This is a genomic window from Mesorhizobium sp. M0408 (assembly GCF_040321495.1).
GTDB lineage: Bacteria > Pseudomonadota > Alphaproteobacteria > Rhizobiales > Rhizobiaceae > Mesorhizobium.
In genome coordinates, this window is the sequence record NZ_JAMYRO010000001.1 from 120,269 (window position 1) to 132,814 (window position 12,546).

Annotated in this window: 16 protein-coding genes and 1 tRNA gene; 8 read left to right on the top strand and 9 right to left on the bottom strand. The window is 60.5% G+C overall.

Annotated elements, in window-relative coordinates:
• Positions 1 to 26 precede the first annotated feature (26 nt).
• The 7 genes from kdpA to NKI67_RS00640 form a co-directional block, all read right to left on the bottom strand.
• A complete protein-coding gene (kdpA, locus tag NKI67_RS00610) occupies positions 27 to 1,730 on the bottom strand; it encodes a potassium-transporting ATPase subunit KdpA (protein ID WP_023675299.1) in 1,704 nt (567 codons plus the stop codon).
• Between the two features lie 25 nt (positions 1,731 to 1,755).
• Positions 1,756 to 1,845 carry a K(+)-transporting ATPase subunit F gene (locus NKI67_RS00615; RefSeq protein ID WP_023675300.1) on the bottom strand — a complete coding sequence of 30 codons (90 nt, stop codon included), beginning with the start codon at positions 1,843 to 1,845 and terminating at the stop codon, positions 1,756 to 1,758.
• 332 nt (positions 1,846 to 2,177) lie between these two features.
• Positions 2,178 to 3,659: a hypothetical protein gene (locus NKI67_RS00620; RefSeq protein WP_352644103.1), complete on the bottom strand. Its 1,482-nt coding sequence runs from the start codon at positions 3,657 to 3,659 to the stop codon at positions 2,178 to 2,180.
• A gap of 113 nt (positions 3,660 to 3,772) precedes the next feature.
• Entirely contained in the window at positions 3,773 to 3,955 is a 183-nt protein-coding gene (locus NKI67_RS00625; protein ID WP_254816845.1) for a hypothetical protein, read from the bottom strand.
• Positions 3,955 to 4,143, bottom strand: coding sequence for a DUF3606 domain-containing protein (locus NKI67_RS00630; RefSeq protein ID WP_023675302.1), 189 nt, complete (start codon positions 4,141 to 4,143; stop codon positions 3,955 to 3,957). The genes NKI67_RS00625 and NKI67_RS00630 overlap by 1 nt, the downstream gene beginning before the upstream one ends.
• Before the next feature lie 232 nt (positions 4,144 to 4,375).
• Entirely contained in the window at positions 4,376 to 4,606 is a 231-nt protein-coding gene (locus tag NKI67_RS00635) for a hypothetical protein (RefSeq protein ID WP_023675303.1), read from the bottom strand.
• Between the two features lie 408 nt (positions 4,607 to 5,014).
• Positions 5,015 to 5,449, bottom strand: a complete 435-nt coding sequence (locus tag NKI67_RS00640; protein WP_023675304.1) for a DUF3597 domain-containing protein — start codon at positions 5,447 to 5,449, stop codon at positions 5,015 to 5,017.
• Positions 5,450 to 5,771: 322 nt separating this feature from the next.
• Here NKI67_RS00640 and NKI67_RS00645 point away from each other — a divergent pair, with 322 nt between their 5' ends.
• The 5 genes from NKI67_RS00645 to NKI67_RS00665 all read left to right on the top strand — a co-directional run bounded on the left by NKI67_RS00645 (position 5,772) and on the right by NKI67_RS00665 (position 8,986).
• Positions 5,772 to 6,197 (top strand): cupin domain-containing protein, encoded by a 426-nt coding sequence (locus tag NKI67_RS00645; protein WP_352465923.1) that lies wholly within the window; start codon positions 5,772 to 5,774, stop codon positions 6,195 to 6,197.
• Positions 6,198 to 6,317: 120 nt separating this feature from the next.
• Positions 6,318 to 6,917, top strand: coding sequence for a YdeI/OmpD-associated family protein (locus NKI67_RS00650; protein ID WP_352644104.1), 600 nt, complete (start codon positions 6,318 to 6,320; stop codon positions 6,915 to 6,917).
• 462 nt (positions 6,918 to 7,379) lie between these two features.
• Entirely contained in the window at positions 7,380 to 7,652 is a 273-nt protein-coding gene (locus NKI67_RS00655) for a hypothetical protein (protein WP_031211351.1), read from the top strand.
• Positions 7,653 to 7,920: 268 nt separating this feature from the next.
• Positions 7,921 to 8,328: a hypothetical protein gene (locus tag NKI67_RS00660; protein ID WP_023675307.1), complete on the top strand. Its 408-nt coding sequence runs from the start codon at positions 7,921 to 7,923 to the stop codon at positions 8,326 to 8,328.
• 382 nt (positions 8,329 to 8,710) lie between these two features.
• Positions 8,711 to 8,986 carry an Arm DNA-binding domain-containing protein gene (locus tag NKI67_RS00665; protein ID WP_352448286.1) on the top strand — a complete coding sequence of 92 codons (276 nt, stop codon included), beginning with the start codon at positions 8,711 to 8,713 and terminating at the stop codon, positions 8,984 to 8,986.
• Between the two features lie 111 nt (positions 8,987 to 9,097).
• Here NKI67_RS00665 and NKI67_RS00670 read toward each other — a convergent pair whose 3' ends face one another.
• Positions 9,098 to 9,403 carry a hypothetical protein gene (locus NKI67_RS00670; RefSeq protein ID WP_352448285.1) on the bottom strand — a complete coding sequence of 102 codons (306 nt, stop codon included), beginning with the start codon at positions 9,401 to 9,403 and terminating at the stop codon, positions 9,098 to 9,100.
• 296 nt (positions 9,404 to 9,699) lie between these two features.
• Positions 9,700 to 9,789: transfer RNA gene (locus NKI67_RS00675), tRNA-Ser, on the bottom strand.
• A gap of 427 nt (positions 9,790 to 10,216) precedes the next feature.
• Between NKI67_RS00675 and NKI67_RS00680 the strand changes: the two genes are divergently transcribed.
• The 3 genes from NKI67_RS00680 (at position 10,217) to NKI67_RS00690 (ending at position 12,473) form a co-directional block, all read left to right on the top strand.
• A complete protein-coding gene (locus NKI67_RS00680; protein WP_023675308.1) occupies positions 10,217 to 10,540 on the top strand; it encodes a hypothetical protein in 324 nt (107 codons plus the stop codon).
• A 65-nt stretch (positions 10,541 to 10,605) separates the two neighbouring features.
• A complete protein-coding gene (gene msrA, locus NKI67_RS00685) occupies positions 10,606 to 11,268 on the top strand; it encodes a peptide-methionine (S)-S-oxide reductase MsrA (RefSeq protein WP_352633718.1) in 663 nt (220 codons plus the stop codon).
• 215 nt (positions 11,269 to 11,483) lie between these two features.
• Positions 11,484 to 12,473, top strand: coding sequence for a BMP family lipoprotein (locus NKI67_RS00690; protein WP_023675310.1), 990 nt, complete (start codon positions 11,484 to 11,486; stop codon positions 12,471 to 12,473).
• Positions 12,474 to 12,546: the final 73 nt, after the last annotated feature.

Genomic DNA, 12,546 nt, shown 5'->3' on the forward strand with positions numbered 1-12,546 from the left:
TGATCTCGAACCAGGGCATCGTCGTTTCAGAATGTCTGACCGTGAATCATCGCCAGGTGCTCGACGATCGGTCCGACCGCCAGGGCCGGGAAGAAGGTCAGGCCGCCGACGATCAGGATGACACCGGCCAGCAGCCCGACGAACAGCGGACCGTCGGTCGGGAAGGTGCCGGCGGAGGCAGGGACGGTCTTCTTCGCAACCAGCGAGCCAGCAATCGCCAACGCCGGAATAATGACCAGGAACCGGCCCATCAGCATGCCGATGCCGAGCGTTACGTTGTACCAGGGCGTGTTGCCGCTGAGGCCGCCAAAGGCGGAGCCATTGTTCGCCGCGGCCGAGGTGTAGGCATAGAGAACCTCGGAGAAGCCGTGCGGGCCGGCATTGGCGATGGAAGCAACGCCGGTCGGCAGCACCACCGCGATAGCGGTGAAGATCAGCATTGCAAGCGGCAGGCAGAGCACGGCCAGCATAGCCATCTTGACCTCCTTGGCCTCGATCTTCTTGCCGAGATATTCGGGCGTGCGTCCGACCATCAGCCCGGCGACGAAAACGGCAATGACGATGAACATCAGGATACCGTAGAAGCCGGCGCCGACGCCGCCGACAATGACCTCGCCGAGCTGCATGTTGATGATGGGGATCATGCCGCCGAGTGCGGTGAAGCTGTCATGCATGGCGTTGACCGCGCCGCAGGATGCGGCCGTGGTGATGACGGCAAACATTGCCGACAGGGCGATGCCGAAGCGGCTCTCCTTGCCCTCCATGTTGCCGCCGTCGACGCCCAGCGCATGGACGAGCGGATTGCCGGCGGCTTCCGCCCAGTAGCAGACGGCAACGCCGGCGATGAACAGCACGCCCATAGCCGACAGAATTGCCCAGCCCTGGCGCTGGTTGCCTACCATGCGGCCGAAGACATTGGTCAACGCCGCGCCGAGGGCGAAGATCGTCACCATCTGGATCAGGTTGGAGATTGCATCGGGATTTTCGAAGGGATGCGCTGCATTGGCGTTGAAGAAACCGCCGCCATTGGTGCCGAGCATCTTGATGGCAACCTGGGAAGCGACCGGCCCGACCGCGATAGTCTGTTGGGCGCCTTCGAGCGTCGTCGCGTTGACGTAGGCAGCGAGCGTCTGCGGCATGCCGAGATAGACATAGACCAGAGTCAACACGATGCAAAAGGGCAAAAGCAGGTAGAGCGTGCCGCGGGTCATATCGACCCAGAAATTGCCGATCGATTTGCCTGAGGCCCTGGCAAAGCCGCGGATCAATGCGACCGCAATGGCGACGCCAGTCGCCGCCGACAGAAAATTCTGCACGGTCAAGCCGGCCATCTGCACGAGATAGGACATCGTGCTTTCGCCGCCGTAGTTCTGCCAGTTGGTGTTGGTCATGAAGCTGGCGGCGGTGTTGAAGGCCAGCCCAGGTTCGACGGCGGTCATGCCGGCCGGATTGTAGGGCAGGCCGCCTTGCAGCCGTAGCAGCGAATAGAGCACCAGGAAGCCGGCCAGGTTAAAGAACAGCAGGGCCGCCGCATAGGAGGTCCAGTGCTGCTCCTCGCGCTCGCTGGTCCCTGATATGCGGTAGAGCCCGCGCTCGAGCGGGGCCAGAATTGACGACAGGAATGTGCGCTCGCCGCTGAAAACGCGATGCATGTAGCCGCCGAGCGGCTTGGCCAGCAGAACGACGATCCCGCAATAGACGAGGATCTGCAGCCATCCGTTGATTGTCATGGGGTTGGCTCCTTGCCAGCGGAGATCAGAAGCGTTCCGGGCGAACGAGGGCGTATGTCAGGTAGGCGAGAAGAAACAAGGTCACGGCGCCGCCGAGGATATAGTCGAAAAGCATGTTACGATCCCCTAAACTTACAGCTTGTCGCAAGCTTTGATGTAGCCGAAGCATAGAGCAAAGAACGCGATTCCAATCGCGACAACAACTATGTCCACCGCGCGTTTTCCTTATGTTGTATTTGTTTGTTTACTTTAACAAACTATCCAAACCGTCGCCGCATCATATCGGCGGCTGGATACACCGCTCCGGTGAATATGGATCAAAGTGCCATAAAGGTTCGAGACGGGACGCGGAGCAAAGAAATCAAAATCCCATAAGGATTTCGCCGCCTCGGCGCTGGCCACAGCTTCAGGAGGGAGGTGCGCACCGGCGCGCGAAGCTGCCGGGGCTCAGTCCGCGCGGGTGTAGATCACCGCGTAATCGTCCGCATAGGCCCGCTTCCAGCCCAGTTCGTCGAAGAACGGAATGCGGCTGTCGTCGGCGGTCAACAATGCCCAGCCTATCGTATATTTGTCGAGTTGGGCTTTCAGGATCGGCTTGCCCCGGCTGTGCCCCGTCTGCTCATCCGTTTCCGTAAAGCCATTCAGGAAGAGCTGATCCGCGCGGCCGTCGATAAACGTCCTGATGCCATGGAAAATCAGCGTACCGCCGAAATCGTAGGAGTTCAGCAGATTGCCCGACAGATTATGGGTTTGGACAAAGGCCAGTGCGTCCCTCGCCGAGGTCTTCTGGCTCGGCGCGACCGGATAGGTCGTGAAGGCGGCAGCCGCCAAAACCAGCAAAACGGCAAGTCCAGCGCAAATCCTGGAAAATTGCCGTGCGAAAAATTGTTCAAGTCCGTCGCGCTTTTCCGCCGCCCATTTCTCGGCTGAAAGCACTGGATATTGTTGCGCGACCTCGACGGCAAGGACCACCGGCACGAGAAGAAAGAACAGATACATGAACCGTATGTGGGTGAGATAGACGTGCAACGTAAAGACAAGGAACAGCGCCTTGGCCCAGCCAATGCGCAATCTCGACACGAGCAGCCCGAAAAACGCCGCCAGCAGGACCACCTCCTGGAGGGTGTGCCGCGAGGCGTCGAAGGGTTGCCACTCCGCAATGTAAGGCACCGCCTCATTGCCATAGGCCACGGTGAATGTGGCGAGTATGGCCTTGACGCCATAGGGATTGAGCAGGCTGACCAGCGGGCAAAGCAGCCCGAAAGCGATCCACTTGGCCAGCAGCCGGGGGTTCGACAAGCGCGTGCGCATGACGAGATCGAGCCCGGCGAAGGCGGCGATGACGAAACCGAAGGTGAAGGTGGCATGGAGATTGGCCCACAGGCAAAGCAGCGTCAGCAGCCACAAGGGCGGTGCTTTCTCGTTGCGTGCGGCCTGGAAAAGACCGGCGGTCCAGACGACGATGATGGGCAAGGTAAAGATGTGCGGCCGGGCGACATAGATTGGCCCGATCAAGAGCGCGAGAACCAGCGTCAGTCCTATCGCCAGCGTCGGCTTCAACCACGCGCTGAGATACCACGAGGTCAAGAAGGCCGTCAGCGCGATTACTGCAGTCGCCTGCAGCACCACGCCGTTCCAGCCGCCGGCTTCAAAGGCAATTGCAAGGAGAACCTGGCTAAGCCATTCCTTGGCGATCCATGGCTGGCCGGCAAAAGTGTAGGAATAGATGTCGACGGTGGGGAATGTGCGGCTTGCCAGCATATCCATGCCGACCTTGATGTGCCACCAGCTATCGGGATCCTGCAGGAGGGAGGTGGCAAAGGCGAGGAGCGCCGCCGCCATCACGACCGCCGCCAGCAGGCAAAACATCAGCCTCACATGCCGTATGTCGTCTATCGACGGCCTCGCCTCACCAGATATCCCGCGCATATGGCATCCCTGAGCCGCGATAGCGGAAGGGATAGGCCGAATTTGTTAGAAAACCGATAAGCTGCAGGATTGCGGCCACAACCCTGTGCCGCGCGTCCAACCGGCTCGGCGGCTCAGCCCTCGGCCTTGAAATTCTTGGCTTCCTTCTCGACCTTCGGGCTGTCCTTGCCGTGCTTGCGCATCAGATCCTTCGCCTGCTTCGGCGAAACGTCGGTGGTTTCGGCCAGGCGCAGAGCCTCCTTTTCGTCCGGATCGCGCGTCTTGCGGTCGGCCATTGCGGTTTTCTTGTCAGCCATTACGACGCTCTTATGCTTTCGGCGATTTCGTTCAGCACCTTGCGGTCGGTGCCGTGGCGCTTGATCAGCGTGCGTGCCTGATCCGGGGTGATGCCCGCTTCCTCGGCGAAGTGACGTACCTCGTAGTCTTCGCCGCCCGCCATTCGTGAGCGGTCGCGACTGTCGGTCTTGGTTTTGTCGTCGGCCATGGCAGCTCTCCTCATCTCGACGAGAGCATAACGGGCAAGATTTCAGCGAGTTCCTTCGAGCGTGTCGCCCAGTTGCCTGCCCTCGGGCATGACCGGGCATGCGCGGCGGTTTGCTCAAAGCAGGGGCTTGGCGTCAGGCCGGCCTTCGCGCACAAACAGGCTGGCCTCTTTGGCGGCGCTGCCAACCGCCCGCCACTGCTCCTGGGCGCAGCCTGGTATTCGTTCCGGATTGCTAATGGGAGCGATGGTCGAACACGACGCCCATGGTCCTACCAACGGCCGTCATGACGATAAGCTCGACCAGATCGTCGTCACTGTTGCCGCAGGCCGGGGCCGTCCTGCGAACGATGTCCAGCATCGCCCTCGTCGATATGGTGTCGCCGGCACCGAACCGTGAAAGCGCAGATGAAACAAGCTCTTGGGCCGTCAAGTCGGCGACGGTCACCCGCTGCACCACGTTCATTGGCTTCCTCCCACCATGAACCCTCTCCCGGGAGAATGATACGCCGAACGTCGCGTTTCGCCAGCGAAATGGTGGTCCTACCAGCGCGTGGGCAGCGACCGAAATCGTCGGTTTTGCGGGAGGCAATCCAGGCGCGAGGCGGCAGCGCTTTTGTGCCATGCGACTTCGCCATAGACCCAATCCCGGCGGCCGGGGTCGGTCTCAATTTTATTTACTGGCAGTCTGATGCTTGGCAGTGTGGTCTGCTCGGTTGCGGCCGAAGCCAGCGCAGCAAGAACCACGGTGCGGGCAGGACCGGGACGGTTCGTCGTTTCACGGAAACGCCGAACCGGTCCGTCTTTTTTGTTTGACGCAATTCCGGACGGAAAACCGTTCACACGTTTTCCTGGAATTGCTTGTCTTGTGACTCTAGGCGGCCAGGTCGCTCGGAAGCTTGCCGCCATTCTCGGCCAGCTTTTTCATCAGTGCGTCGTGCAGCCACAGATTCATCGTTACAGTGTCGTTCATATCGCCGGTGTAGTTCAGCTCGTGGGCAAGCTCCTTGCGGGCGCCGAGGCTGCTGTCGATATTCAGAGCCTTCATCAGGTCGACGATCGAATTCTTCCAGTTGAGTTTCTGCCCCTTCGCGGCCACCGCCTTGTCGAGAATGGCAGCGATGTCCGGGGCAGAGGACGGCGCGGCCGGCGCGGCCGGAGCCGGGGTTGCAGCCGGGGCGGATCGGGTAGGCGCCGTCGGCTGGGTGGCCGTGCTCGAAGCAGGCGCGGGAGACGGTTGCGCCGGCGGCGCTTCGGCCGCAACCGCGTTTCCGAAAATCGCACCTTTGATACTGTCGAAAATGCCCATTGCTATCTCCTGTGTTGGCTCGACGGTGTTGTTGCCTTGACGGTCGGTGAGGCGACCGTTGCCGAATGCCGCATTGAGCGCCCTGGTTGTACCGGACCACGAACGCAACGCAGGGGCAACTTAAAACTGGCTAAAAGGTAAAGGCTTGGTTGCATTGGGGAATCGGCTCAGTGATCCGGCCCGAGAGTAGAATAGGTCGGATCGCGGCCCGACAAATCGTCACGCGCAATGGGCGAGGGAACGGTCAGCAGCCAGTTTTGCTGACGCAGACCAGAAAAATCATCTAGATTCGTGTTCGCAATTCGCTGAGAGGAACGAAGCCATGACAGCAGTCGTCGCATCCGACAGGCTCGAACGTTCGCTGGTTTGGGCAGAGGACGATCCGTCGGTCAAATGGGCCGGCGCTTTCGCGGTTTACGGCGGGCACGGCACCACCCAGTCCTCGGTCATTGTCTACGAGATCGAGCCCGGCAAGCGGCTTGGCTGGCACAGCGACGCCACCGAAGAGACGCAATACATCATCGCCGGCACCGGCGAGCTACACATCGAGGGCGGCACCACCCACCCGGTCGGGCCCGGCAGCGTCCTGGTACTTCCGACGCCGGTCAGGCACGACCTCGTCAACACCGGCACCGAAACCCTGCGCGCCGTCGCTTTCTTTGCGGCGGCGATGTTCACGCAGACATTCGACAACGTCATGCTGCCGCCGAAATCCCATGTCCTCGGCACGCCCAATCGTGCGGGCTGAATGCGTGCCGGCGAGAATCACCAGGCCTGCGGATTGCGGACTCGGAGCTGAGATGAGCGCGCGCGCGGCCGGCAAGCGGTTTGGCGTCGTTACGCGCTCGCGTCATGGGCGGACCGGCTGATGGCGCCCGTCAAGGTCGACCCCGCCAAGGTGCGCGAGTTCAGGGATGCCGAAAGCTTCCATGCCTGGCTTGGCGAGCATCACGACAGTGAGGACGAAGTCTGGATCAAGATCCATAAGCTCGATTCGGGACTGCCGTCGATCACTCCGAAGCAAGCCATCGACGTGGCGTTGTGCTGGGGCTGGATCGATGCGGTGCGCAAGGCCTTGGACGGCAAAAGCTACCTGCAGCGCTACACCCCGCGCGGCAAGAAGAGCACCTGGAGCCAGATCAATGTCGACAATGTCGCCCGGCTGATCGAGGAGGGCCGGATGACCGAGCACGGGCTGAGGCAGGTCGATGCGGCCAAGGCCGACGGCCGCTGGGCGCGCGCCTACAAGAGCGGCAAGGAGATGAAGATCCCCGACGACCTCCAGGCGGCAATAGACGCCGAGCCCAAGGCGAAAGAGATGCTGGCAAAGCTCAGCGGGCAAAACCGCTTCGCACTCGCCTTCCGCATCCACAACATGAAAACCGAAGCCGGACGCAAGAAGAAGATCGCGGCGTTCGTGGAGATGCTGAAGCGCGGCGAGACGATCTATCCGCAGGGCAGAAAGTAACATCTGACGAGGCGTGCCGGCGCTGCGTCTTGTGCTTGTCCCTGTCGGCGAGCCCCGAATGCGGCCGGATCGCTGCTCAGGCCCACCTTCGATCCAGGCGATGTCGCCGACGATTTGTTTTCGACGAGCGTCGCCCGGCACTTCGACACCAGCTCTCATTCGTTTAGTTGATGCAGGAAAAAGTCTCGTCCTCACAGTCGGCATAGTATATTAGCAGGCGCTGTTATGAGGTTTTTGCCCGTTCAGGAGCCGACTGGCACGTGGGCCGTGTTTGATGCGACCGTGGACGTGCCTGCGGATTTCGCTGGCAGTTGCCTTATCGGCTTGCCGCGGGAGCGGGCGGAGTGGCTCGCAGCAAGAGCCAATCGAGATGCTGCAAAAGGCACTTCGATTTGCCGGTTGTCAGCTGCCGGACCGGCACAAGCCGCGGTTCTTAGACTTAGACCGATAGGAGAGATTTCGATGATGCAAGAAAGGGTAATGGCGGCTGCGTTGGCAGCCAGGAATCAGGAAGCGGATATTCGTGGTGTCTTCGACATCACCAACAAAACCGATGCGCCAATTGGCCCCCGCCGATTGGGCGAGGCTATCCACTTTGTCGCCAATGCACCTATCGTTGGCTATGATGTTCACGCCGCCGTCATCAGATATGGCCCACTCGGAACCCCCAGCCTCAGAGCAACAGATTGCGCACAGCTGTGGGAGAAGTTCGGCGAGGCCTTGCTGCAACACTGACGGGCAGACCTTTGGCGCGTATGGTACCACCATCGTGCAGGACACTTTCCTGGCGAGAACGACATGAAGCCTGCCCGGTAATGTTGCAATTAAATTAGCGTGAGTGCATATTTTTTGCTGGCTGGGCTCGCAACCGGCCAAGCCCGGCGGCCGGCCGCCAACGGGCTGTCAGGCCGGCGACAAATGGCTCCGCAGGCCCGACGGTCCCTTGGCAAGATCGCCGGAACCACAGCATGATGCGGCGGCAAAACGGGTTTGGGAGAATGACATGCCTAAGGTTTCGGAACTCTTTTTCAAGACAGCCATCATCTTTCTTATTCTGGGAATTGCAGCTGGCCTGCAGATGGCAATTTCAGGCGATCACGGCGCGTTTCCGGCTCACGCGCACATCAACCTGCTGGGGTGGGTCACCAGTGCAATATTCGGCGGCTATTATGCGCTGAATCCGGCGAAGGCTGCCCGCAGGAGCGCCATGATCCACTACGGCGTCTACAATCTCGGCCTGGTCGTGATGCTGCCGGCTCTTTACCTGATGCTGCAGGGAAACCCGGCGCTCGAGCCGATCGTCGCCACCGGCTCAATGATTGTCGCTGTCGCCGTGCTGATCTTTGCCTTCGTGGTTTTCTCCGCCGAAACAGAGCGCTCGGTCTCGGGAATACAAGCGGTCCCGCGCTAGACGGGGCGGCGATGGCGCCGAGTCGACCAAGCCCGTGCTTCTGGTGAAGCGCGGGCCGATTGGTTGTAGGCTGATCTGAGGTAAGGGTGCGGCGAAGATGAAAGCCGCTCCGTAGCCTTCGCGCCCCCTCTGCCTGCCCCAAGATACCTGCACCGCAGCGGCAGTAGCCGTCCAGCGTCCCTTTAGGCTGGCGAACCGGTGAGATTTATCTGGCGGAGAGAGCGGCAGCCAGTCGGCTGTTCGTCTGCGGCCAATGACGTCCAATAACGCTTTGAAATCAAGTCGTTAATTTTTCAGTTCGTCCAACGACATTCATTGCCGTCCAACAAAATCGCCGATACAATGTGGGTGAAAATGTGGGGTGGGGTGAGTTGGGCGGACGATGCAAAAATCGGGAAAGCACCCGGACAAGGCGCTAAGCGCGATCGAGGTGCGGCAGGCTAAGACTCCGGGACGATATGCCGATGGCAATGGCCTTTACCTCGTCGTGGACCCGTCGGGAGCGAAGCGTTGGCTCCTCCGGATCATCGTCCAAGGCAGGCGTAGAGACATCGGATTGGGCGGCACGTCGATCATCTCGCTCGCCGATGCACGAGAAACCGCGCTAGCTTACCGCAAGAAGAGCCCAAATTTCGTGCGCGCAAACCGGATTCGATGACAAAATTTGCAGGCCGCGAACGCAAAATTCTACCCGCGCGAAGCACTATCAGAGGCAAAAATCAGCATGCAGAACAGCCAAAAATCGCTGCGCGGGCCCCAAGTGTCCCCTCTATTTGATCGTCAATCGACCGGTTAAATGCAACAATAGAAACAGCGCAAAGGACACAGTAACGGCAGCGAGAACTGCGATGCACGCCTTTCTTTCGGTCGGCTTGGCGTATCGCATCAGTATCAAGAGACCAAAAATGGAAGCCAGCGGAATCAGGTATTGCCTGACTAATTCGGGCTCCGCAATCCAAGCTCCGGGTACATCGTAGCGGAACATGTGCCAGATCAGTGAAGCAGTCAGTGCCGCATGCATCAATGCCAGCAGCCCAAGTACAGCGATGGCAATCCACTTCAGTATCGTCACCATCTTTCGCTCCCCACAGGATCGGGCGACAGGTCAACACGCCCACCAAAATCAAAGCCTCTCCACACACCCGCCAACGTCGCCGTCGTCCCCGTAGTGACAGGACCATCCGGCCCCAGACTCACATAGTTGGAGAGGCGCTCAACTTCGCTCCACAATGAAGCGCTCTTGCTAGAGATAGCGTCCAGAGAAAGCCTGTGACAGCCATTTTAATCCACACAATTATGTGGGGCAAAAAGTGGGTCAAATACTGCGAGCCATGAAATTTATTAGGTATTTCAGCAATTTGGCGAGGCAACTGGCGGAGAGAGCGGGATTCGAACCCGCGTTACGGTCTCCCGTAAACACACTTTCCAGGCGTGCGCCTTCAACCACTCGGCCACCTCTCCATCCTTTAGCATTTTCGCCGCGGCCGGTTTCGCCGCGCGGGTTGGGGAGATGCCTCTCCTGTGGGATTCCGGCCGGAATTCCGGCCGTGGGCGCCGTCAACCAGCGGATACCCTTTCCCCGCACCCGAGCCGTCAAAGCAACAGGCGCGGGGCTCATCTAGTCGATCCGGTGCCGAATGCCAAGACATAACGGCAGTCTATTCGCTTTGCCGGATACGGATGCTCAGCCCATGCCGCTGGGGCACCCGTTCGGAGCCTATCGAAACGATCGGCGGAGGTTGTGCTTGCCGTCCGGCGCACCACCGGTTCCGGCGAACCGGCGGTCACGGGTTCAACTTCACGTGTCGCGATTGCGGATAAAGCGCGCAGGTCCTATTTAACAGTCCGACACGACATTCTGATAAACTCCTGGGGAGGAAGGGTCCGGATGTTCCGCTTCGTCTTTCGTCTCGCTGCAATGGTCGCGCTTTCGGTTTCGGTCATCATGGCCGTGCTCGATGCGACCCGCTCGGTGGCGGCTTCGGCGCTGGTGATGACCCCGCTCAACACCAGCTGGCTCGCTGTCTCGCCGGATACGCGCAGCGCCTTCGAAAGCTTCGTCCGCGATAAGATCAACCCGCTGCTGTGGGACGGTGCCATCGCCTGGGTGCTCAGCCAGCCCGGCTTTGCCGTGTTCGCGGTCCTGGCGTTCATTCTTTATGCCATCGGTTACAGGCGGCAGCGCCCCAGCGGGCGGTTCGCCGCAACCTGACATTTCCAGCCTGACCCGGTGTTCCGTACCGGGGAGGCTCAACCAAGAAGAAAAGGAACCCACACATGTTTCTCAGCGACATGCTGAACAAGAAGCTCAACCTGCCGAAACCCTCCGAGGCGTTGCCCGGCCGCGACCGGCCGATCCCGACCGCATCGAAGCACTTTGTCTCGAACAGGCCGCTCAAGGGTCCTTATCCCGAAGGGATGGAAACGGCGATGTTCGGCCTGGGCTGCTTCTGGGGCGCCGAGCGCCTGTTCTGGCAAGTCAAGGGCGTCTGGGTCACGGCGGCCGGCTATGCCGGCGGCGTCACGCCCAACCCGACCTATCAGGAAACCTGCACGGGGCTCACCGGCCATGCCGAAGTCGTGCTCGTCGTCTACGACCCCAAGATCGTGTCTTATGCCGAGCTCTTGAAGCTGTTCTGGGAAAGCCACGACCCGACGCAAGGCATGCGCCAGGGCAATGATGTCGGCACCACTTACCGCTCGGCGATCTATACGCTCAACGACGCTCAACACCAGGCTGCGATCGCCTCGCGCGACGCCTACGAGGGTTCGCTGCGCGGCGCCGGACGCGGCAAGATCACCACGGAGATCGCGCCGGCGCCGGAATTCTACTTCGCCGAGGAAGACCACCAGCAATATCTGGCGAAGAACCCCTACGGCTATTGCGGCCTGCAGGGAACCGGCGTCTCCTGCGCCATTCCGGCCGCCGTCTCCGCCTGATTTTATGCTCCTGACGCAAGGAATATGCTGTGGCGCCGCGATGCGGCGCCATGCTTTTCCAAAGGGTCAAAATTCCACGTGAATTTTGTTTCGGGCCGTGCCAGATTGACCCGAAGCGGGAGGAAGACACTCCTGCCCGACGCCATATGCCTGCCGGAGAACCGGGCCGGCATGCGGTGCATAATGGACAAATAACCGACAGGGGTGTGGATCACATGAAACGTATCGTTCTCGGCCTTATGGCCGCAGCTGCAATGGTTCTTCCGGCCTTCGCCGCGGACATTCAACCCGCGATCCTCTATGATCTCGGCGGCAAGTTCGACAAATCGTTCAACGAGGCGTCGTTCAACGGCGCTGAAAAGTTCAAGACCGAGACCGGCATCCCCTATGTGGAATTCGAGGTCAGCAACGCCACCCAGCGCGAGCAGGCGCTGCGCCGTTTCGCCGAGGACGGTCGCAACCCCATCGTCATGGCGGGCTTCTCGTGGGCTGACGCGCTTGACAAGATCGCCACCGAGTTCCCCGACACCAAATTCGCCATCATCGACATGGTCGTCGACAAGCCCAATGTCCGCTCGCTGGTCTATAAGGAGCAGGAAGGCTCCTACCTCGTCGGCGTGATGGCGGCGATGGCTTCCAAGACCAAGAAGGTCGGCTTCGTCGGCGGCATGGACATTCCGCTGATCCGCAGGTTCGGCTGCGGCTATGTCGGCGGCGCAAAGGCGGCCGGCGCCACCGACGTCATCCAGAACATGACCGGCGATACGCCGGCAGCCTGGAACGATCCGGCCAAGGGCGGCGAGATCGCCAAGACGCAGATCGACCAGGGCGCCGACGTGGTCTACGCGGCGGCAGGCGGCACCGGTGTCGGCGTGCTGCAGGCAGCGGCCGACGCCGGCAAGCTCGGCATCGGCGTCGATTCCAACCAGAACGGCCTGCAGCCCGGCAAGGTGCTGACCTCCATGGTCAAGCGCGTCGACGTTGCCGTCTACAACACCTTCATGGATGCCAAGGACGGCAAATTCACGGCCGGCGTTAACGATCTCGGCCTCAAGGAAGGCGGCGTCGACTACGCCATGGACGACAACAACAAGGCGCTTGTCGACGATGCAATGAAGGCGGCGGTCGAAAAAGCCAAGGCCGACATCATAGCCGGCACCATCAAGGTGCACGACTACATGTCGGACAATGCCTGCCCGTATTGATCGATTGCCGTTATTGATCGACTGGCACTGCTGAACTGACGAGCCGCCGGGTGAAAGCCCGGCGGTTTTGTCT

Excerpts from the sequence above, each read along its gene's own strand:
- kdpA (WP_023675299.1), bottom strand. The coding sequence starts at position 1,730 with ATGACAATCAACGGATGGCTGCAGATCCTCGTCTATTGCGGGATCGTC.
- NKI67_RS00615 (WP_023675300.1), bottom strand. The coding sequence starts at position 1,845 with ATGCTTTTCGACTATATCCTCGGCGGCGCCGTGACCTTGTTTCTTCTC.
- NKI67_RS00620 (WP_352644103.1), bottom strand. The coding sequence starts at position 3,659 with ATGCGCGGGATATCTGGTGAGGCGAGGCCGTCGATAGACGACATACGG.
- NKI67_RS00625 (WP_254816845.1), bottom strand. The coding sequence starts at position 3,955 with ATGGCTGACAAGAAAACCGCAATGGCCGACCGCAAGACGCGCGATCCG.
- NKI67_RS00630 (WP_023675302.1), bottom strand. The coding sequence starts at position 4,143 with ATGGCCGACGACAAAACCAAGACCGACAGTCGCGACCGCTCACGAATG.
- NKI67_RS00635 (WP_023675303.1), bottom strand. The coding sequence starts at position 4,606 with ATGAACGTGGTGCAGCGGGTGACCGTCGCCGACTTGACGGCCCAAGAG.
- NKI67_RS00640 (WP_023675304.1), bottom strand. The coding sequence starts at position 5,449 with ATGGGCATTTTCGACAGTATCAAAGGTGCGATTTTCGGAAACGCGGTT.
- NKI67_RS00645 (WP_352465923.1), top strand. The coding sequence starts at position 5,772 with ATGACAGCAGTCGTCGCATCCGACAGGCTCGAACGTTCGCTGGTTTGG.
- NKI67_RS00650 (WP_352644104.1), top strand. The coding sequence starts at position 6,318 with ATGGCGCCCGTCAAGGTCGACCCCGCCAAGGTGCGCGAGTTCAGGGAT.
- NKI67_RS00655 (WP_031211351.1), top strand. The coding sequence starts at position 7,380 with ATGATGCAAGAAAGGGTAATGGCGGCTGCGTTGGCAGCCAGGAATCAG.
- NKI67_RS00660 (WP_023675307.1), top strand. The coding sequence starts at position 7,921 with ATGCCTAAGGTTTCGGAACTCTTTTTCAAGACAGCCATCATCTTTCTT.
- NKI67_RS00665 (WP_352448286.1), top strand. The coding sequence starts at position 8,711 with ATGCAAAAATCGGGAAAGCACCCGGACAAGGCGCTAAGCGCGATCGAG.
- NKI67_RS00670 (WP_352448285.1), bottom strand. The coding sequence starts at position 9,403 with ATGGTGACGATACTGAAGTGGATTGCCATCGCTGTACTTGGGCTGCTG.
- NKI67_RS00680 (WP_023675308.1), top strand. The coding sequence starts at position 10,217 with ATGTTCCGCTTCGTCTTTCGTCTCGCTGCAATGGTCGCGCTTTCGGTT.
- msrA (WP_352633718.1), top strand. The coding sequence starts at position 10,606 with ATGTTTCTCAGCGACATGCTGAACAAGAAGCTCAACCTGCCGAAACCC.
- NKI67_RS00690 (WP_023675310.1), top strand. The coding sequence starts at position 11,484 with ATGAAACGTATCGTTCTCGGCCTTATGGCCGCAGCTGCAATGGTTCTT.